We start from the raw sequence: 19,390 nt of genomic DNA on the forward strand, positions 1-19,390 counted from the left end.
GTGACAGGCTGGCAGTTCTGGGTCGACCGGGGCGGCACCTTCACCGACATCGTCGCGCGGCGCCCGGACGGACGGCTGCTGATCCACAAACTGCTGTCCGACAACCCGGCACTCCCCGACTCTCGGCTTCGCTCCAGCAGGGGGACCCCCATCTCCGACGCGGCCGTCGCGGGCGTGCGCGAACTCCTTGCCGGCTCCCAGGACCCCATCGAGTCGGTGCGCATGGGGACCACGGTCGCCACCAACGCCCTCCTGGAACGCAAGGGCGAACGCACCCTGCTCATCATCACCCGCGGCTTCCGCGACGCCCTGCGCATCGCCTACCAGAACCGCCCCCACATCTTCGCCCGCCGCATCGAACTCCCCGAGCTGCTCTACGAGCGGGTCGTCGAGGTCGATGAGCGCATCGCCCCCGACGGCACCGTCCTGACCGCACCCGACCTGGAGGCCCTCGCCGAACCGCTCCGCCAGGCCTACGACGACGGAATCCGCGCCGTCGCCGTGGTCTGCATGCACAGCCACCTCCACCCCGCCCACGAACAGGCCGTCGGGGAGCTGGCAGCCCGCGTCGGCTTCCCGCAGATCTCGCTGTCCAGCGAGGTCAGCCCACTGATGAAACTCATCCCGCGCGGGGACACCGCCGTCGTCGACGCCTACCTGTCGCCGGTGCTGCGCCGCTACGTGCAGCGCGTCGCCGACCAGCTCGAAGGCGTGCGGCTGATGTTCATGCAGTCCAACGGAGGACTCGCCGAAGCCGGCCAGTTCCGCGGCAAGGACGCCATCCTGTCCGGGCCCGCGGGCGGCATCGTCGGCATGGCCCGGATGTCGCAGCTCGCCGGCTTCGACCGCGTCATCGGCTTCGACATGGGCGGCACCTCCACCGACGTCTCCCACTTCGCCGGCGAGTACGAACGCGTCTTCACCACGCAGATCGCCGGTGTCCGGCTGCGCGCGCCCATGCTGGACATCCACACCGTCGCGGCCGGCGGCGGCTCGATCCTCCACTTCGACGGCTCCCGCTACCGCGTGGGGCCGGACTCGGCGGGCGCGGATCCGGGCCCCGCCTGCTACCGCGCGGGCGGCCCCCTCGCAGTCACCGACGCCAATGTCATGCTCGGCCGCATCCAGCCCGACCACTTCCCCCATGTGTTCGGCCCTGACGGCGACCAGCCCCTCGACGCGCCCCTCGTCCGCGACCGCTTTGCCGCCCTCGCGCGCGAGATCCGCGAGCGGACCGGCGACGACCGCACCCCCGAACAGGTCGCCGAGGGCTACCTCCAGATCGCCGTCGCCAACATCGCCAACGCCGTCAAGCGGATCTCCATCCAGAAGGGCCACGACGTCACCCGCTACGCCCTGACCACCTTCGGCGGGGCCGGCGGGCAGCACGCGTGCATGGTGGCCGACCTGCTCGGTATCCGAACCGTCCTCGTACCCCCCATGGCCGGTGTCCTCTCCGCGCTCGGCATCGGCCTCGCCGACACCACCGCCATGCGGGAACAGTCCGTAGAAGCGCCCCTGGAAGCCGCCTCCATGCCCGCCGTCACCAAGACGGCGGACGACCTGGAGGCCGCGGCCCGTGCCGAACTTCTCGCCGAGGACATCCCCGAGGACCGCATCGAGATCACGCGCCGCGCGCAGCTCCGCTACGACGGCACCGACACCACGTTCACCGTCGAGCTCACCGAGCCCGACACCATGAAGCACGCCTTCGAAGAACGTCATCGCGCCACGTACTCCTTCACGCTCGACCGCCCGATCGTCGTCGAAGCCCTCTCCGTGGAAGCCACCGGCATCACCGAACCCCCCGATCTCTCCGCTCTCGCCCCTTACGAGGCCGCCCGTGCGGGCCGCCCCACCGCCCCGCACACCGTCCGCCTCCACACCGGCGGCACCTGGCGCGACGTACCCCTCCACCGCCGCGAGGAACTGTCCCCGGGCGGCACCGTCACCGGACCCGCGATCATCACCGAGTCCGGCGCGACAACCGTCGTCGACGACGGCTGGCGGGCCGCGGCGACCGACGACGGGCATCTGGTCTTGGAACGCGCGGCGATTACACAGAGTTCCGATCTCGACACGAAAGTCGACCCGGTTCTTCTCGAGGTCTTCAACAACCTCTTCATGTCCATCGCCGAACAGATGGGCGCCCGACTCGAGTCCACGGCCCAGTCCGTCAACATCAAGGAGCGCCTGGACTTCTCCTGCGCCCTGTTCGACCCGGACGGAAACCTGGTGGCCAACGCCCCCCACATCCCCGTCCACCTGGGCTCGATGGGCACCAGCGTCAAGGAGGTCATCCGGCGCCGCGGCACCGGGATGCGGCCGGGGGACACATACGCCGTCAACGACCCGTACCACGGCGGCACCCACCTCCCCGACGTCACCGTGATCACCCCGGTCTTCGACACCGGCAGCACCACAGACACGGACAGTGACCGGATTCTGTTCTACGTCGCCTCCCGCGGCCACCACGCGGAAATCGGCGGCATCGCACCGGGCTCCATGCCCGCGAACAGCCGCACCATTGAGGAGGAGGGCGTCCTCTTCGACAACTGGCTGCTCGCCGAGAACGGCCGCTTCCGCGAGGAGGAGACCCACCGTCTGCTCACCGAGGCGCCCCACCCCTCGCGCAACCCGAGGACCAACCTGGCCGACCTGCGCGCCCAGATCGCCGCCAACCAGAAGGGTGTCGAAGAAGTCACCCGCATGATCGAGGACTTCGGCCTCGACGTCGTCCAGGCGTACATGCGGCACGTCCAGGACAACGCCGAAGAAGCCGTACGCCGGGTCATCGACGCCCTCGACGACGGCGAGTACGCCTACGAGACCGACTCGGGGGCCGTGATGCGCGTACGCGTGCGCGTGGACCGCGACAACCGCTCCGCCACAGTCGACTTCACCGGTACGTCGGCCCAGCTGGCCAGCAACTTCAACGCCCCCTACTCGGTGGTCAACGCGGCCGTCCTCTACGTGTTCCGCACCCTGGTCGCCGACGACATCCCTCTGAACGACGGCTGCCTGCGTCCGATCCACATCATCGTGCCGTCCGGCTCGATGCTCTCGCCCGAGCCGCCCGCCGCTGTGGTCGCCGGCAACGTGGAGACCTCCCAGGCCATCACCGGCGCCCTCTACGCCGCGCTCGGCGTGCAGGCCGAGGGCTCCGGAACGATGAACAACGTCACCTTCGGCAACGAACGCCGCCAGTACTACGAGACCGTCGCATCGGGCTCCGGCGCGGGCGACGGCTTCCCCGGGGCGAGCGTCGTCCAGACCCACATGACCAACTCCCGGCTGACCGACCCCGAGGTACTGGAGTGGCGCCTGCCCGTCCGGCTGGAGGAGTTCTCCGTCCGGCGCGGCAGCGGAGGCGCGGGTCGGTGGCGCGGCGGGGACGGCGCGGTCCGCCGCATCCGCTTCCTTGAGGCGATGACCGTCTCCACGCTGTCCCAGCACCGCAAGGTGCCCCCGTACGGCATGGCGGGCGGCGAGCCCGGCGCCCTGGGCGCCAACCGCGTCGAGCGCGCGGACGGCACGATCACCGCACTCGGCGGCAGCGACGCGACGGACGTCGGACCCGGCGACGTACTCGTCATCGAAACCCCCGGCGGCGGAGGCTACGGGCCACCGCCGCCCGACCCCCATCAAGCAGGAGAAGAGATCGATGATCTTCGGGCGTTCTGAGCGCGGCAAACCACCGGTCGAGCCCGTCACGCTCAAGATCCTGGTGGCCGGCGGCTTCGGAGTGGGCAAGACGACCCTCGTCGGCGCGGTCAGCGAGATCAGGCCGCTGCGCACCGAGGAACTGCTCACCGAGGCCGGGCGCCCGGTCGACGACACAAGCGGCGTGGAAGGCAAGCACACCACCACGGTGGCCATGGACTTCGGCCGCATCACACTGCGCGAGGACCTCGTGCTGTACCTGTTCGGCACGCCCGGCCAGGAGCGGTTCTGGTTCATGTGGGACGAGCTCTCCGAAGGCGCGCTCGGCGCCGTCGTACTCGCCGACACGCGCCGCCTGGCGGACTGCTTCGCCGCCGTCGACTACTTCGAGCGGCGCTCCATACCGTTCCTCGTCGGCGTCAACTGCTTCGAGGGGGCGGCCCGTTACCCGGCGGAGGAGGTACGCCGGGCCCTCGACCTCGACGACGACGTACCGCTGCTGCTGTGCGACGCGCGTGACCGGGAGTCGGTCAAGGAGGTCCTCATCGCTGTCGTCCAGCACGCCATGGCGCAGGCGGCCGACCGCCGCCAGGCCGTGACGACCTGACGTACGTGCACGGCCCGTACCCCCGCCGACTGGGGTACGGGCCGCAGTCCAAGAACTCCGAGGACATCGCACGCGCGCGTGTGCCTAGTCGACGCCGTCCTCGACCCAGCCGAAGCTCTTCTCGACCGCCTTGCGCCAGTTGCGGTACTCGCGGTCCCGCACAGACGCCTCCATGGTCGGTGTCCACTCCGCGTCCTTCTCCCAGTGCGCCTTGAGCTCGTCGAGGTCGTTCCACACGCCCGTGGCGAGCCCCGCCGCGTAGGCGGCGCCCAGGCAGGTCGTCTCGGACACCTTGGGCCGGATCACGGGTACGTCGAGGACGTCCGCCTGGTGCTGCATCAGGAGGTTGTTCTTGGTCATGCCGCCGTCCACCTTCAGGGTGGTGATGTGCACGCCCGAGTCCTGGTACATGGCGTCGACGACCTCACGCGTCTGCCAGCTCGTGGCCTCCAGCACCGCACGCGCGAGGTGCGCCTTCGTGACGTACCGGGTCAGCCCGGCGACGACGCCGCGCGCGTCGGAGCGCCAGTACGGCGCGAACAGGCCGGAGAACGCGGGCACGATGTACGCGCCGCCGTTGTCCTCGACGCTCGCCGCCAGTGTCTCGATCTCGTCGGCGGTACGGATGATGCCGAGCTGATCGCGGAACCACTGCACGAGCGCGCCCGTTATAGCGATCGCCCCCTCCAGGCAGTACACCGGTGCCTCACTGCCGATCTTGTAGCCCATCGTCGTCAGCAGCCCGCTCTTGGACGGCACCGGCCGGTTGCCGGTGTTGAGCAACAGAAAACTGCCCGTGCCGTACGTGTTCTTCGCCGCCCCCACGTCGTAGCACGCCTGCCCGAACACGGCTGCCTGCTGGTCGCCCAGCGCGGACGCCACGGGCACGCCCGCGAGCTGACCCACGGCCGTCCCGTACACCTCGGCCGAGGACCGGATCTCGGGCAGCACGGACTCGGGCACGTTCATCGCGGAGAGGATGGAGGGGTCCCATTGGAGGGTTTCCAGGTTCATCAGCATGGTGCGTCCGGCGTTGGTGACGTCGGTGACGTGCCGTCCGCCGTCGGTGCCGCCGGTGAGGTTCCAGATCAGCCAGGAGTCGATCGTCCCGAAGGCGATCTCACCCCGCTCGGCGCGGTTTCTGAGGCCGGGCACGTTGTCGAGCAGCCAGGCTGCCTTGGGGCCGGAGAAATAGCTGGCCAGCGGCAGCCCCGTCTGCTCGCGGAACCGGTCCTGGCCGTCCGAACCGCCCAGCTCGTTGCAGAGCGCGGCGGTGCGGGTGTCCTGCCACACGATGGCGTTGTGCACCGGTTTCCCCGTCGAGCGGTCCCAGAGCACCGTGGTCTCGCGCTGGTTGGTGATGCCGAGCGCGCTGAGCTGCTCGGCACGAAGTCCGGCCTTGGCGACCGCACCGGCGACCACCGCCTGCACCTTCGACCAGATCTCGGTCGCGTCGTGCTCGACCCAGCCGGGTTTTGGGAAGATCTGCCGGTGCTCGCGCTGGTCGACGGCGACGATCGCGCCGTTGCGGTCGAAGATGATGCAGCGGCTTGACGTGGTGCCCTGGTCGATCGCGGCCACGTACTTCTCGGCGTTGTTCGTCATGGCTACCCCTTGGGCTCGGTTGAGAAAGCTGCGTTGTAGATGAGGCCGACGAGTGTTCCTCCCCCGAGTGGCCCAACCGCCGGAATCCAGGCGTCGCCCCAGTCAGAGGTGCCCTTGTTCGGGATCGGCGGGAGCGTGTGCACGATGCGTGGGCCGAGATCGCGCGCCGGGTTGATCACATGGCCGGTGGGCCCGCCGAGCGAGAGGCCGATGCCGACGACCAGCAGCGAGACGATCAGCACGGTCGTTCCGGATGCGCCGAGCCCCTCGATCAGCCCGAATGCCAGGATCGGCAGAACCAGGGCGATCGTCGCGATGATCTCCAGGTAGGCGAGGACGGCGCCCAGCAGGGCACCGACGAGCTGCCCCAGCACGTAGACCCAGACCTTGCCCCACACGCCGGTGTCGACGGCGATACCCAGGGTGACGGCCGGATCGATGTGCCCACCGGGCAGGGGAGCGGCGGTGTACGCGCCCGCCGTCACCGCCAACCCCCAGGCGAACGCGATCACGATCCAGTCCGACGCCCGCGCCTTCGAATATCTGAGCGTGACGGCCGCGCACACACCGGCACCGAACAGGATCAGGATCGCGGTGCCGATGATCTCGCCGACGAAGACGTCTCCGTTGCTCATGGCGGCTCCTAGGCCGTGGACGGGGTGCTCGACCCCGGTCCTCCGTGCAGGGTGCGTCGCGTTGCTCCCGTGCCGATCAGCCGGAGCCAGGGACGTCCCGCGCCCCGCCCGGCGTCCGTGACGAGCGTGCCGTCGCAGCCGACCGGCCGGGGGAGTGGGCTTCGGTGAGAAGCCCATACGGCGCAGTGCCGGATTACGCCGAGAATGTACGGCGATGTCGGCTGACAACGGGAAGTGTTCACCGGCGCTCAGGGGGCGTCAAGGTCGCTGACGACACCCGTTCACGACTCCGCGCCCGCCCCGGCGCGCCAGGCAGCGCCCTCAGGGCCCCAGGCTGCGCTGGCACCAGCTTGGCGACGCCGCACCCGTCCGGGGCCGCCAGGCCATGCCGCTGGGCCCTCAGCGCCCTCTCAGCCCCTGCCGGGCTCCCCCACCGCACACCCTGCCCCGCTCCGCGTCGGCTCCGCGCCACGGCGGATCTCATACCCGGGCAGTCGGGCGTGGCCCAGCACCCAGCTCGCCCCGCTCAGCGACTTCGCGGCCTTCTTCAGAGGCGCCAGACAGGCCGCCGCCTCTCGGTGATCCGCCACGCTGCCCGGCGGACACAGCACGGTGGCCAGGGACAGTGTCACCGGCCGCCCACCCGCCGACCACGGCATGTCCAGCACCGAGGCCGCCAGCGGATCCAGCCCCTCCGGATCCGCGAGGACCAAGAAGTCGTCCCCGCCGATGTGCCCCACGCGCGTGCTCCCGGAGGCCGAGAGCTGCAGCGCCCGTCCCATCGACCGGATGAGCTCGTCGCCGGCCGCGAACCCGGCCCCATCGTTCACCTGCTTGAAGTGGTCGACATCCAGCCAGCTCAGCGCGAACGGCCGGCCGTCCGCGATCCGCCGGTCCACCTCACCGGTGATCGCGTCCGACCCGGGCAGGCGCGTGAGCGGATTGAGCCCGGCGGCCTCCTCGACGCGCGTCTCGGCCAGCGCGCGTACGAGGTCCGCCAGCCGTACGACGCCCACGCACCGTCCGTATGCGTCGACGACCGCCACATCGTCCGACGTACGGTCCCGCCCGCCGTCCGCGACCACCTCCAGCACCTCCCACGCGGTGGCGTCGATGCCCACCGTGCGCGGTGGATCGCCCAGCTTGGCGGCGGGCCGGTCCGCGTACAGCGCGTGCCCGTAGCGGCCCGACATGGACAGCAGGAAGCGCGACCGGTGCACGGACCGCACGGGCACCCCGTCCCGGTCCACGAGGAGCACCCCGGACACTTCCGGCGACCCGGTCAGCAGCGCCCGTACCTGGGCCGCGGACGCGTTCGCGGGCAGCAGCGCGGCCGGCCGCACGAACTCCCGCACCAGCGGTCCCGACGGCGACGGCGCCTCGATCTCGGGGGAGCGGAGCGGAACGTACACGTCCACCGCCGGGAGCCTGGCCGGCGGCGCGAACAACTCCCCCTGCGCCAGCTGCGCCCCGGCCGACAACGCTGCCGCGAACTGCAGTTCGGTCTCCACGCCCTCCACACACAGCAGCGCCCGCAGCTCGTCGCACAGCGTCCGCATCGCCCGCACCGCGGCCGGCCGCGCCAGCAGCGACGCGTCGAGCTTGACCAGGTCCGGCCCGATGTCCGTGAGCAGTCGCAGCGGTACGTCCCCGTCCCCGACGCCGTCGGCGCTGATCCGGAAGCCCTGCTCGCGCAGTGCGGTCACCGCCTCCAGCAGCGCCTGCTGCGGCACGTGCGTGTACGGCGGGCCCACGTCGATCGTCACCTCCCACGGCATACGTCCCGCCGCGCGCACGGCGGCGTGCAGCGAGGCGAGCCCGCCGAGGTCGGCGAGCGTCCCGGCGAACACGTTGACGTGCAGTGGCAGCAGCGACTCCTTGCGAACCGCCGTGCGCACCGCCAACACGGCGAGCCGACTGTCGAGTTCGGGATCCCGACGCGCCTCGGCGAGGATGTCGCCGGTCTCCGGGCGGGCGAGGATCTCCAGTGCCGCGATCCCGCCGGTGGACAAGTTGACCACCGGTTGGAAAGCGAAGCGGAGAGTATCCGACCAGGAGCGCACAGGAGCATGATGGCGCCCCCAGAAAGCGCCGCGGTCCAGTTCATGAGACGTTCACGCAGGATTCCGAGTCGATCACGCAGCGTACGAACAGCCTGCACAGGGATGTGTGACGAGGCATCACCAGTGGTACGTCGGTGGCGCCGAATACGGTAGGAAGCGTCGCCGGTGCCCGTACGGCCGGGCGGTCGCACCCCCCGGGAACCACCCGCTCCTCACCGCACCGCGATCACCGCGGAACCGTGCCCGAACAGCCCCTGGTTGGCCGTGATCCCCACACGTGCCCCGGCGACTTGCCGATCACCGGCCTGCCCCCGCAACTGCCATGTCACCTCGCAGACCTGAGCGATCGCCTGAGCCGGGACCGCCTCCCCGAAGGAGGCCAGTCCGCCGCTCATGTTCACGGGTATGCGCCCGCCCGGTGTCGTCTCGCAGTCCCGTAGGAGCTTCGCGCCCTCGCCCTCGCCGCACAGCCCAAGATCCTCGTACCACTGCAACTCCAGTGCCGTGGACAGGTCGTACACCTCAGCGAAGGAGAGGTCCTCGGGCCCGACGCCCGCCTCCTCGTAGGCGGCCCGCGCGATCGAGGCCCGGAACGCCTCGGCGGCAGGTTCCACCGCCACCGCGGAGTCCGTCGCGATGTCCGGCAGATCCAGCACGGGGTTGGGATAACGCGGCGTCACCGTGGACACCGCCCGGATCCGCACCGGCTCCGCCACCCCGTGGCGGCGGGCGAACTCCATGCTGGACAGGACCAGGGCAGCCCCTCCGTCCGAGGTCGCGCAGATGTCGAGCAGCCGCAGCGGATCGGCGACCACCGGCGAGGCGGCGACCTCCTGCGCGGTGACCGGCTTGCGGTACCGCGCGTTGGCGTTGAGCGCGCCGAGCGCCGCGTTCTTCACCTTGACTTGGGCGAAGTCCTCAAGGGTGTCACCGTGGACAGCCATCCTCCGCCGTGCGTACAGCCCGAAGTACGCCGGATTGGTCGCTCCTAGCACCCTGAACCGCAGCCAGTCGGGATCGTCCGGCCGGTCACCTCCCGCCGGCCGGAAGAAGCCCTTGGGCGCGGCATCCGCACCCACGACGAGCACCACGTCCGCAAGACCCGAGAGGATCTGCGCTCGCGCGGTGCTGACGGCCTGTGTCCCCGACGCGCACGCCGCGTACACGCTGGTGACCCGCGCCCCCTGCCAGCCCAGCGCCTTGGCGAAGGTCGCCCCGGCCACATACCCGGGGTAGCCGCCGCGCACGGTGTCGGCACCGACGATCGAGCCGATCTGCCGCCACTCCAGTCCCGCGTCGGCCAGCGCCGCGCGTACCGCCGCCACCCCGTACTCGACGAAACTCCGCCCCCACTTGCCCCACGGATGCATTCCGGCGCCCAGCACCGCCACATCGCCCGTCATGTCGCCACCCCCGTCGGCCGCCAGTGCCACGTCGTCCAGATCGTCTCCGTGTCCTCGTGCAGCACGCCGGGAACGACCTCCACCTCCATGCCCACCGTCAGATCGGCGACGGTGACCCCGGGAGCCGCCTGTCCCAGCACCACCATCCGCTCGGACTGGAGCTCCACAGCGATCAACGCGTACGGCTCCCAGGGAAGTTCCGGATCGGTCACATAGGGTGACGGAGGCCGGTATCGGCTGTCCGTGTACGACCAGACACGTCCCCGCCGTGACAGCGGCACGTCCTCCAGATCTCCGCCCGGACACCCGGGATTGCGGCAGTGGACGTCCTCGCGGGGGAAGAAGACAGCGGCGCAGGCCGAGCAGCGCGTGCCCAGCAGACGGAAGTCGTCCCCGTCACCGGTGAACCATCCATCGACCACGGGTGTTCGTGTACGCGACAAGGTCCCTCCTGGCAGCTAGATCTGACAGTGCGTCAGAAGTGTGCCACCGGATCCAGGGAAGCGCTAAGGACCTCGACGGCCAGGCCGCGAAGGCCCTGCCCAGGGGCCACTCGACCACCTGCGAGGAGACGCCCTCAGCAAGATCGGATACAGTCCGCCGCGTGTCCGAAACTCAGCACTCCGCCCCCAACTCCGCGCCGGACTCCCACTGTTCGAGCTGCGGATCGCCCTACGGAGAGGGCGTCTCCGGCTGGCCCCGCACCTGCCCGGCCTGCGGCACAGTCGCCTACCGCAATCCGCTGCCGGTCGCGGTCGCGATCCAGCCCGTGTACGACACCAAGGGCACGGCGCTGGTCGTCATCACCCGAACCGTCGCCCCCGCGCGCGGGGGCATCGCACTGCCCGGCGGTTACATCGACGACCGTGAGGACTGGCGGCAGGCACTCGTCCGTGAGCTCAAAGAGGAGACCGGCATCGACGCGGCGAGCCGCGACGTCCGGCTCGTCGACGCGATGAGTTCGCCCGACGGTCATCTGCTGCTGTTCGGCGTCCTTCCGGAACGCCCCGCCGACCGCCTGCCCGAGCCCACCGCCACGGACGAGACGGAGGGCTGGCACCTCCTGCGCAGGCCCGAGGAGCTCGCCTTCCCGCTGCACACGCTCGCCGTGCGGGCCTGGTTCGAGGGCCGGTACGTCTGAGTCAGCGCTCCCCGAGCCCGCGTACCCGCACCGGGTGGGGCGGCTCCCCACCGCCCTCCCGCTCGACGACCACCCGCGAGCCCTCCCAACGTGTGACGTAACGCTCGACCTCCGGTTCCTCCCACCCGTCCCCGGCATCCGGCACCACCAGCCCGGCCCCGGTGCGCCCCCGGGCGGGAGCCCACACCTCCAGTTCCAGCCCGCCGTCCGTCCCGCGCGTGGGGATCACGGCACCCGCGCGCGCGAGCACCGGAATCCGTGACAAGGCGGCGTCGACAAGAACCTGCGCCGGACCCTCGTACGCCTGCCCCGTGGCCGTGTCGTACCAGAGCCCCCGTGGCAACTGCACCGCACGCCGGTCCGCGCCCGGGGCGAGCACGGGCGCCACCAGGAGACAGTCACCCAGCAGGAAGGCGTCCTCGCAGTCACGCAGCGCCCGGTCCTCGGGCGAGCCCCACCACACCGGCCGCACATAGGGCGCCCCCGTACGGCGGGCCAGGTGCGCCAGCGTCAGGAAGTACGGCAGCAGCCGCCGGCGTTCGACGAGCGCCACGCGCGCGTGCTCCAGCACCTCGGCACCGAACTCCCACGGCTCCCTGCGCCCCGCTCGCAGACTCGCGTGCGTACGGAACAGCGGCAGATAGGCGCCGAGCTGGAACCAGCGCAGATACAGCTCCGGCGAGGGACTCCCGTCGAAGCCGCCCACGTCCGGCCCCGAGTACGGCACCCCGCACAGGCCCAGCCCCATGACCAGCGACAATGACGCCCGCAAGCCCGGCCACCCGGTGGCGACGTCACCGGACCAGGTGCCGCCGTAGCGCTGCATGCCCACCCAGCCGGACCGCGAGAACAGAAACGGCCGCTGCCGCGGTGCCAGCTCGCGCAGCCCCTCGTAGCCCGCCCTGGCCATGCACAGCCCGTACACGTTGTGCGCCTCACGATGGTCGCCGCCCCGCCCCTCCAGGTCGTGCCGGGCCGAACGCGGCAGCGTCGACTCCCCGAACGCGGCGAACGACGTCGGCTCGTTCATGTCATGCCAGAACCCCGAGAAGCCCTGAGCGAGCCGCTCCTCGTAGAGGCCACCCCACCACTTGCGCACGCGCGCGTGCGTGAAGTCCGGGTACACCACCTCGCCGGGCCACACCACACCGCGCACCGGCTGTCCCGATACGTCCCGCACGAAGGCGCCGTGGGCCGTCCCACCGTCGTACACCTCGTTGCCCGGTTCGGCCTTCACCGCGGGGTCGACGATCGACACCAGCCGGATCCCGTCCCGCCGCAGCTCCTCGGCGAGCGCCGCCAGCTTCGGGAACCGCTCCCGGTCCACGGTGAACACCTGATGGGCGTCGTAGTGGTCGATGTCCAGGTGCACCGCGTCGAGCGGCAGACCGTGCTGCCGATACCCCGCGACGATCCGCCGTACCTCCTGCTCACTGCCGAAGCCCCACCGCGCGTGATGGTGGCCGAGCGCCCACGCCGGCGGCAGCGCCGGCGCCCCGGTGAGCGAGGCCCAGGCGAGCAGCACGCGCGCGGGGGAGCCCACGATCACCCAGCAGCGCAGCGGACCACCGTCCATACGCATCTCGCACATCCCCGCCCGGTCATGCCCGGAACCCGCCCCCTCCTCGCCCTCGCGCAGCGCCACCGTGCCGTCCCACGACGTGTCATGGAACACCAGATGAGTGCCCGCGTCGGCCACCACCAGCTGCACCGGCATGGTGATGTACAGCGGATCGTCGCCAGGCGCGAACGCCCGCCCCTGGTCGGTGTTCCACAGTCGGTACGTTGCGTCCCGCAGCCGGGGCCCCGACGAGCGTCCGCCCAGCCCGAAGAAACGCGCGTCCGCGGACACCTCGGACCGCTGCATCCAGCGCGCCCGTCCGCCCCCGACCGGCTCCCACCACCGGGGCGGCAGATCCCGGCGCAGGGGCACACCACCAGGGGTACGCACCTCGACAGCGCCGTTCCGTGACACGACAACCGTCACCCGCTCCGCCACGACCCGCCAGCCGCCGTCCTTGTCCGGCTCCAGCACCGCCCGGGGGTCGGGCTCCGGAGAGCGGCCCGCGAGGGCGTACGACGGCTCTGGCCCCACACCGTCCCAGGCCCAGAAGACGGCCCCGTTCACCATGACGGTGATCCGCAGCTCGGATCGGCTGAACCGTAGAACGCCGCCACCCGGGCCGGGCGTCACCTCCCGCACCTGTCCGGGCACCCGCGCGCGTTCCGACCCCCGCGGAGGCAGGCCGACGGCGTCCGCACGGCGCCTGCGCCACGCCGCGCGTACGGTACGCAACCCCTGAGCCGCTCCCGCGAAACCGACCGCCTTCACCGAATGCACCAGGTCACGACCGTCCATGCTGCTCACCCTGCCATTGACCGGCCTACACGCGTGTGGCGTTCAACTGCCGTTCACCCGTGCCGGGACCACATCTTCCCGACACGGACTATGTGGGCGGCACCCTGGTGTAGGAGTCGATCACATGGCATCGTCCCTGTCAGCCGCGTCACGCGCACACCCCAGCCCGTGCGCGAGCGACGCACACGACGCGCACAGTCCGGGAGCCGCCCATGTCGATCGTGAACCCCCAGCCGCTCTGGCAGCCAGATCCGGAACGCATCGCCCAGGCGCAGATCACCAAGTTCCAGGCGTGGGCGGCCGAGCACCACGGCGCCCCCGGGGAGGGCGGCTACGCCGCGCTGCACCGCTGGTCCGTCGACGAACTGGACACGTTCTGGAAAGCCGTCACGGAGTGGTTCGACGTACGCTTCGCCACGCCCTACGCGCGCGTGCTGGCCGACCGATCGATGCCCGGCGCACAGTGGTTCCCCGGCGCCACCCTGAACTACGCCGAACATGCCCTGCGAGCGGCCGCGACACGCCCGGACGAACCGGCCCTCCTGTGCGTCGACGAGACCCATGAACCACGCCCGGTCACCTGGTCCGAACTCCGCCGCCAGGTCGGCTCCCTGGCCGCCGAACTCCGCGCTCTCGGCGTACGTCCCGGAGACCGGGTCAGCGGCTACCTCCCGAACATCCCCCAGGCCGTCGTCGCTCTCCTCGCCACGGCCGCCGTGGGCGGCGTCTGGACCTCATGTGCCCCCGACTTCGGCGCCCGCAGCGTCCTCGACCGCTTCCAGCAGGTCGAACCCGTCGTCCTGTTCACCGTCGACGGCTACCGCTACGGCGGCAAGGAGCACGACCGCCGCGACATCGTCGCCGAACTGCGTCGCGAGCTGCCCACCCTGCGCGCGGTCGTCCACATCCCGCTCCTCGGCACGGAAGCCCCCCCGGGCGTCCTGGAATGGTCGTCTCTGACCAGCGCGGACACGGAACCTGAGTTCGAAGAGGTGCCCTTCGACCACCCCCTGTGGGTGCTGTACTCCTCCGGCACCACCGGCCTCCCCAAAGCCATCGTCCAGTCCCAGGGCGGCATCCTCGTCGAGCACCTCAAGCAACTCGGCCTGCACTGCGACCTGGGCCCCGAGGATCGTTTCTTCTGGTACACCTCCACCGGCTGGATGATGTGGAACTTCCTCGTCTCCGGCCTCCTGACCGGCACCACGATCGTCCTCTACGACGGCAGCCCCGGCTATCCCGACACCGGCGCCCAATGGCGGGTCGCCGAACGCACGGGAGCCACCCTCTACGGCACCTCCGCCGCGTACGTCATGGCCTGCCGCAAGGCGGACCTCCACCCGGGCCGGGACTACGACATCTCACGCGTGCACTGCGTGGCCACCACCGGCTCCCCCCTCCCGCCCGACGGTTTCCGCTGGCTGCACGACGAGGTCCGCGACGACCTGTGGATCGCCTCCGTCAGCGGCGGCACCGACGTGTGCTCCTGCTTCGCGGGAGCCGTACCGACCCTGCCCGTCTACATCGGCGAACTCCAGGCCCCCGGACTGGGCACCGACCTGCAGTCCCGGGACGCGAGCGGCAAACCCCTGACCGACGAGGTCGGCGAACTCGTGGTCACCAACCCCATGCCATCCATGCCGATCTACTTCTGGAACGACCCCGACGGCAGCCGCTACCACGACAGCTACTTCGACACCTACCCCGGCGTCTGGCGCCACGGCGACTGGATCACCGTGACGTCCCGAGGCTCCGTGATCATCCACGGCCGCTCCGACTCCACACTCAACCGGCAGGGCGTGCGGATGGGCTCGGCCGACATCTACGAAGCCGTGGAACGCCTGCCCGAGATCAGGGAATCCCTCGTCATCGGCATCGAACAGCCCGACGGCGGCTACTGGATGCCCCTGTTCGTCCACCTGGCCCCCGGAGCCGTCCTCGACGAGGCCCTCATGAACCGCATCAAGCAGACGATCCGCGAACAGCTCTCACCGCGCCACATCCCCGACGAGATCATCGAGGTCCCCGGCATCCCGCACACCCTCACCGGAAAACGCATCGAGGTCCCGGTCAAACGCCTGCTCCAAGGCACCCCGCTGGACAAGGCGGTCAACCCCGGTTCCATCGACAACCTCGACCTGCTGCACTTTTACGAGGACCTCGCCCGCAAGCGAACCTGACCCGCACACCCCCGCAAGATCAGCCCCGCAACCGGCCTCTCACTCACCGACCGCAGCGTCGACGTCCGAGGCCGCTGTTTACGCCAACGCTTCCACGACCTGCGCTTTTCCTCCGCTGCCGACTCGATCGGACCTCATTGTCAGTGCCTCCGGTTACTGTGAGTGAGCACTGATCGACTGCGCACAGGGGGAAACATGGCGCACACCGACCACCTGACCATGCGACGCGTCCTGCACCGCGAAATCGCCGGCACCATCGGTCTGCTCACGGACGAGCACGACTTCCGGGCCATGCGGCGCTACCGCAGCTTCACGTTCGCGGACCACGAAACCTACTTGCAGCAGGTGGAAGCCCTGCTCAAAACACGCGCCGCCCAGGGCAGCCACACCACCGTCGCCCTCTTCGACCCGCAGGAGTACGCCGACTTCTGCGAGGACGGAGACCTCGACCCCGACCTCCCGTCGAGCCGCACACGTTTCACAGCCGAACTGGCGGCCAACGGCCCCACGGTTCCCTACGAAGGCCAGAAGCTCGCCGACCTGGTCCCGGTCCTCGTGGACGAAGCAGTACGCCAGGCGACCTGGGAGTACGCCTCGACACTCCTGGCCCGCGTCGGCGCCTGCGCGACCTGCGGTGAGGACATCGGCCGCGCGGCCTTCGCCCGCGCCTCGAACCTCCTCGTCCGTATCCTCGACACCGCCCCGCCCGGCAACCGGCATCTCGTCTGCAGCGTCTCCGGCACACCGGAAACCCTCGTCGCCGCCCTCCACGCCGACCAGGACGCCGACGGCACCACACAACTCGACGAGGCCGAGGCCCTCGAATTCACCACTGTTCTGGCCCTGGGCATCGCCACCCGGAGCCCCGGCGGGCTGGTCATGCGGACCACCGCCCCCGGCACCTCGGACCGCATCTACGGCTGGCGCCTGCGTGGAGACGGCCTCGACCCCCTGACCGCCGGCCAGGTCTTCGACGCCTACTGCACCGACGTCGAGTCGGGTGACCTCATTTCTCCGGAGTCAGGCGTCGACTACTGCGTCCCACCCGACCTGGGACAGGACGCAAGGGCAGGAGAGACCGGAGAGGAAGGAGGGGACGGCCCAGCCGCGGAGCATCGCCACTGAGCATCCACCCACGGACACGGACACGGACGGGGCGCCCCACCCACAGGTGGAGCGCCCCGGAAGAGGAGCCGTCGACGGCTTGGTCCGCCTACTCGCCGGACAGCACCGCCTGAGCCGCGTTACGCGCATCCTCGGCGGTGTCGGCCGCCCTCGCGGCCGCCGCAGCCCGCTCGCACTGCGCAAGCGTGTACTTCGCCAGCGTGGCCCGGACATAAGGAATCGACGCCGCACCCATGGAAAGGGAGGTGACACCGAGGCCGGTCAGCACACACGCGAGCAGCGGGTCGGAGGCGGCCTCACCGCAGACTCCACAGCTCTTGCCCTCGGCCTTCGCCGCCTCCGCGGACAGCGCGACCAGGTCGAGCAGCGCGGGCTGCCACGGGTCCTGAAGCCGGGACACCGCGCCCACCTGACGGTCTGCGGCGAACGTGTACTGCGCCAGGTCGTTCGTCCCCAGCGACAGGAACTGGACCTCCTGAAGGATCGACCGCGCCCGAAGCGCCGCCGACGGAATCTCCACCATCGCGCCGAACTTCGCCTGCAGCCCGGCCTCCCGGCACGCGTCCGCGAACGCCTTGGCATCGATACGGTCCGCCACCATCGGGGCCATCACCTCAAGGTAGACCGGCAGACCCTCGGCAGCCTTCGCCAGCGCGGTCAGCTGGGTGCGCAGCACCTCGGGGTGGTCGAGGAGCGTCCGCAGACCGCGCACGCCCAGGGCAGGGTTCGGCTCGTCGGCCGGCGTCAGGAAGTCCAGCGGCTTGTCCGCACCGGCATCCAGCACCCGCACAACGACGCGGCCCTCGGGAAACGCCTCGAGAACCTGCCGATAGGCCTCGACCTGCTTCTGCTCGGTCGGCGCCTTCTTGTTGTCGTCCAGGAAGAGGAACTCGGTCCGGAACAGGCCGACGCCCTCGGCACCGGCCTCGACCGCGGCTGCCACGTCCGCCGGACCACCGATGTTGGCGAGCAGCGGCACCTTGTGACCGTCGGAGGTGGCACCCGGCCCCGTCGACGCGGCCAGCGCGGCCTTGCGCTCGGCGGCCGCGGCTTCCAGCTGGGCCTTCTTCGCGTCGCTGGGATTCACGAAGATCTCGCCGGTGCTGCCGTCCACCGCGATCATCGTGCCCTCGGCCAGCTCGCCCGCACCCGGCAGTGCCACCACGGCCGGCACACCCAGCGCCCGCGCCAGAATCGCGCTGTGGCTGGTCGGCCCACCCTCCTCGGTGACGAAACCGAGGACCAGGGTGGGGTCCAGCAGCGCCGTGTCCGCCGGCGCGAGATCGCGCGCGACGAGGACATAAGGCTCGTCGCTGTCCGGCACACCCGGCATCGGCACACCGAGCAGGCGTGCGACGATACGATTCCGCACGTCATCGAGATCCGCCACGCGCCCGGCGAGGTACTCACCGGCACCGGCCAGCAGGTCCCGGTACGCCGCGAAGGCGTCATAGACCGCGCGCTCGGCGGTGCTGCCGACAGCGATCCGCCGGTCCACATCGGCCATCAGCTCGGGATCCTGGGCCATCATGGCCTGCGCCTCGAGCACCGCCTGGGCTTCGCCCCCCGCCAGATTCCCGCGGGCAATCAAGTCGGCCGCCACAGCCTCCACAGCCTGACGGGCGCGCCCCTGTTCGCGCTCCGCATCCTCGGCCGGGATCTGCTTGGCAGGCGGTTCGAGCACCGCCGTTCCCATGTGCCGAACCTCGCCGATCGCCACTCCGTGGCTCACGCCGACGCCTCGCAGCGTTGTCTCCATCTCACCCGTCTCCGGATAGTGCGGCGGGTCCCGCCGCCGCGGTGGTTGTCCTACGTGCCGTCATGCGACGGCCAATGACATCACTTCCAGACGAAGAGGCTGTCGCCCGCCTTGACGTCGCGGTCCTCATGGAGTTCGGAGAGGGCCTCGGCCCTGGCCTCCAGGGCCACGATCGGGCACACCGGGGACTTGCCGGCGACCTCGACGGCGGTCGGGTCCCAGCGCACGATGCCCTGACCACGGGTCACGGTGTCGCCCTTGTTCACGAGCAGCTCGAAGCCCTCGCCGTTGAGCTGCACGGTGTCGATGCCGAGGTGGGTGAGCACACCGTGTCCGTCCGCGTCCACGACGACGAAGGCGTGCGGGTGGAGGGAGACGACGACTCCGTCCACGGGTGCGACGGCCTCGGAAGGCTCACGCACGGGGTCGATGGCGATGCCCGGGCCGACCATGGCCCCGGAGAAGACCGGATCCGGCACGGCGGCCAGTCCGATGGCGCGTCCGGCGAGCGGGGACGTCACGGTGGTCATGGGAAGCCTCCCAGGGGTGGAGATTCATATATGGGCCGTCACTGCCAGTCCCGGACGGCACACTGCTGAGCAGGGTATGTCATGGGAAGTCCCGGTTCCGTACGAGAACTCCCGTTAGAGGTCTAGACCACTCCTACTCTAATCGATTTGCACCCGCTCCGCGGCCCCGTGTACAGTCGTACCCCTGCTTGAGGCTCCGTGATGCGAACAAGCATCATTGCCTGGCAGCACCCAACTTGTCAGATCCTATCTCGGGGTCGCTTTCTGCATGCCTGCAGGAAGGTGGTCAGAGAGACGGAAAAACACTGATAGAGTTTGGG

The 19,390-nt window shown here is 70.4% G+C and carries 13 protein-coding genes; 5 read left to right on the forward strand and 8 right to left on the reverse strand.

The genetic code is table 11. The features are described from left to right. Both KWI83_RS07990 and KWI83_RS07995 read left to right on the forward strand, forming a co-directional pair. Entirely contained in the window at window positions 1-3,684 is a 3,684-nt protein-coding gene (locus tag KWI83_RS07990) for a hydantoinase B/oxoprolinase family protein (protein WP_218513570.1), read from the forward strand. Further along, window positions 3,665-4,270 (forward strand): ATP/GTP-binding protein, encoded by a 606-nt coding sequence (locus KWI83_RS07995; protein ID WP_218513571.1) that lies wholly within the window; start codon window positions 3,665-3,667, stop codon window positions 4,268-4,270. The genes KWI83_RS07990 and KWI83_RS07995 overlap by 20 nt, the downstream gene beginning before the upstream one ends. A gap of 84 nt (window positions 4,271-4,354) precedes the next feature. Here the strand turns inward: KWI83_RS07995 and glpK are convergent, their stop codons facing one another. The 5 genes from glpK to KWI83_RS08020 all read right to left on the reverse strand — a co-directional run bounded on the left by glpK (window position 4,355) and on the right by KWI83_RS08020 (window position 10,398). After that, the gene (glpK, locus tag KWI83_RS08000; protein WP_218513572.1) at window positions 4,355-5,875 is read right to left on the reverse strand and encodes a glycerol kinase GlpK; all 1,521 of its coding nucleotides are present in this window, start codon (window positions 5,873-5,875) and stop codon (window positions 4,355-4,357) included. Window positions 5,876-5,877: 2 nt separating this feature from the next. Then, window positions 5,878-6,510, reverse strand: coding sequence for an MIP/aquaporin family protein (locus KWI83_RS08005; RefSeq protein ID WP_218513573.1), 633 nt, complete (start codon window positions 6,508-6,510; stop codon window positions 5,878-5,880). A gap of 410 nt (window positions 6,511-6,920) precedes the next feature. After that, the gene (locus KWI83_RS08010) at window positions 6,921-8,573 is read right to left on the reverse strand and encodes a GGDEF domain-containing protein (RefSeq protein WP_218513574.1); all 1,653 of its coding nucleotides are present in this window, start codon (window positions 8,571-8,573) and stop codon (window positions 6,921-6,923) included. 212 nt (window positions 8,574-8,785) lie between these two features. Continuing rightward, window positions 8,786-9,976: a lipid-transfer protein gene (locus tag KWI83_RS08015; protein WP_218513575.1), complete on the reverse strand. Its 1,191-nt coding sequence runs from the start codon at window positions 9,974-9,976 to the stop codon at window positions 8,786-8,788. Then, window positions 9,973-10,398: a Zn-ribbon domain-containing OB-fold protein gene (locus KWI83_RS08020; RefSeq protein WP_218513576.1), complete on the reverse strand. Its 426-nt coding sequence runs from the start codon at window positions 10,396-10,398 to the stop codon at window positions 9,973-9,975. Before KWI83_RS08020 ends, KWI83_RS08015 begins: the two co-directional genes overlap by 4 nt. Before the next feature lie 182 nt (window positions 10,399-10,580). On the opposite strand from KWI83_RS08020, the gene KWI83_RS08025 reads away from it, so the two are divergent. After that, window positions 10,581-11,117, forward strand: a complete 537-nt coding sequence (locus KWI83_RS08025) for an NUDIX domain-containing protein (protein WP_218513577.1) — start codon at window positions 10,581-10,583, stop codon at window positions 11,115-11,117. Window position 11,118: 1 nt separating this feature from the next. Here KWI83_RS08025 and KWI83_RS08030 read toward each other — a convergent pair whose 3' ends face one another. Beyond that, entirely contained in the window at window positions 11,119-13,476 is a 2,358-nt protein-coding gene (locus KWI83_RS08030; RefSeq protein WP_218513578.1) for a glycoside hydrolase family 31 protein, read from the reverse strand. A gap of 212 nt (window positions 13,477-13,688) precedes the next feature. Here KWI83_RS08030 and KWI83_RS08035 point away from each other — a divergent pair, with 212 nt between their 5' ends. Continuing rightward, window positions 13,689-15,656 carry an acetoacetate--CoA ligase gene (locus KWI83_RS08035; protein WP_218513579.1) on the forward strand — a complete coding sequence of 656 codons (1,968 nt, stop codon included), beginning with the start codon at window positions 13,689-13,691 and terminating at the stop codon, window positions 15,654-15,656. A gap of 195 nt (window positions 15,657-15,851) precedes the next feature. Further along, complete coding sequence (locus KWI83_RS08040) at window positions 15,852-16,781, forward strand: hypothetical protein (protein ID WP_218513580.1); 930 nt, start codon at window positions 15,852-15,854, stop codon at window positions 16,779-16,781. Between the two features lie 88 nt (window positions 16,782-16,869). Here KWI83_RS08040 and ptsP read toward each other — a convergent pair whose 3' ends face one another. Both ptsP and KWI83_RS08050 read right to left on the reverse strand, forming a co-directional pair. Then, window positions 16,870-18,540, reverse strand: coding sequence for a phosphoenolpyruvate--protein phosphotransferase (gene ptsP, locus KWI83_RS08045; RefSeq protein WP_218513581.1), 1,671 nt, complete (start codon window positions 18,538-18,540; stop codon window positions 16,870-16,872). Window positions 18,541-18,620: 80 nt separating this feature from the next. Beyond that, window positions 18,621-19,070, reverse strand: coding sequence for a PTS glucose transporter subunit IIA (locus KWI83_RS08050; protein WP_218513582.1), 450 nt, complete (start codon window positions 19,068-19,070; stop codon window positions 18,621-18,623). Between the last annotated feature and the right edge of the window lie 320 nt (window positions 19,071-19,390).

Source organism: Streptomyces sp. TRM70350, from assembly GCF_019219825.1.
In the GTDB taxonomy this organism is placed as follows: domain Bacteria; phylum Actinomycetota; class Actinomycetes; order Streptomycetales; family Streptomycetaceae; genus Streptomyces.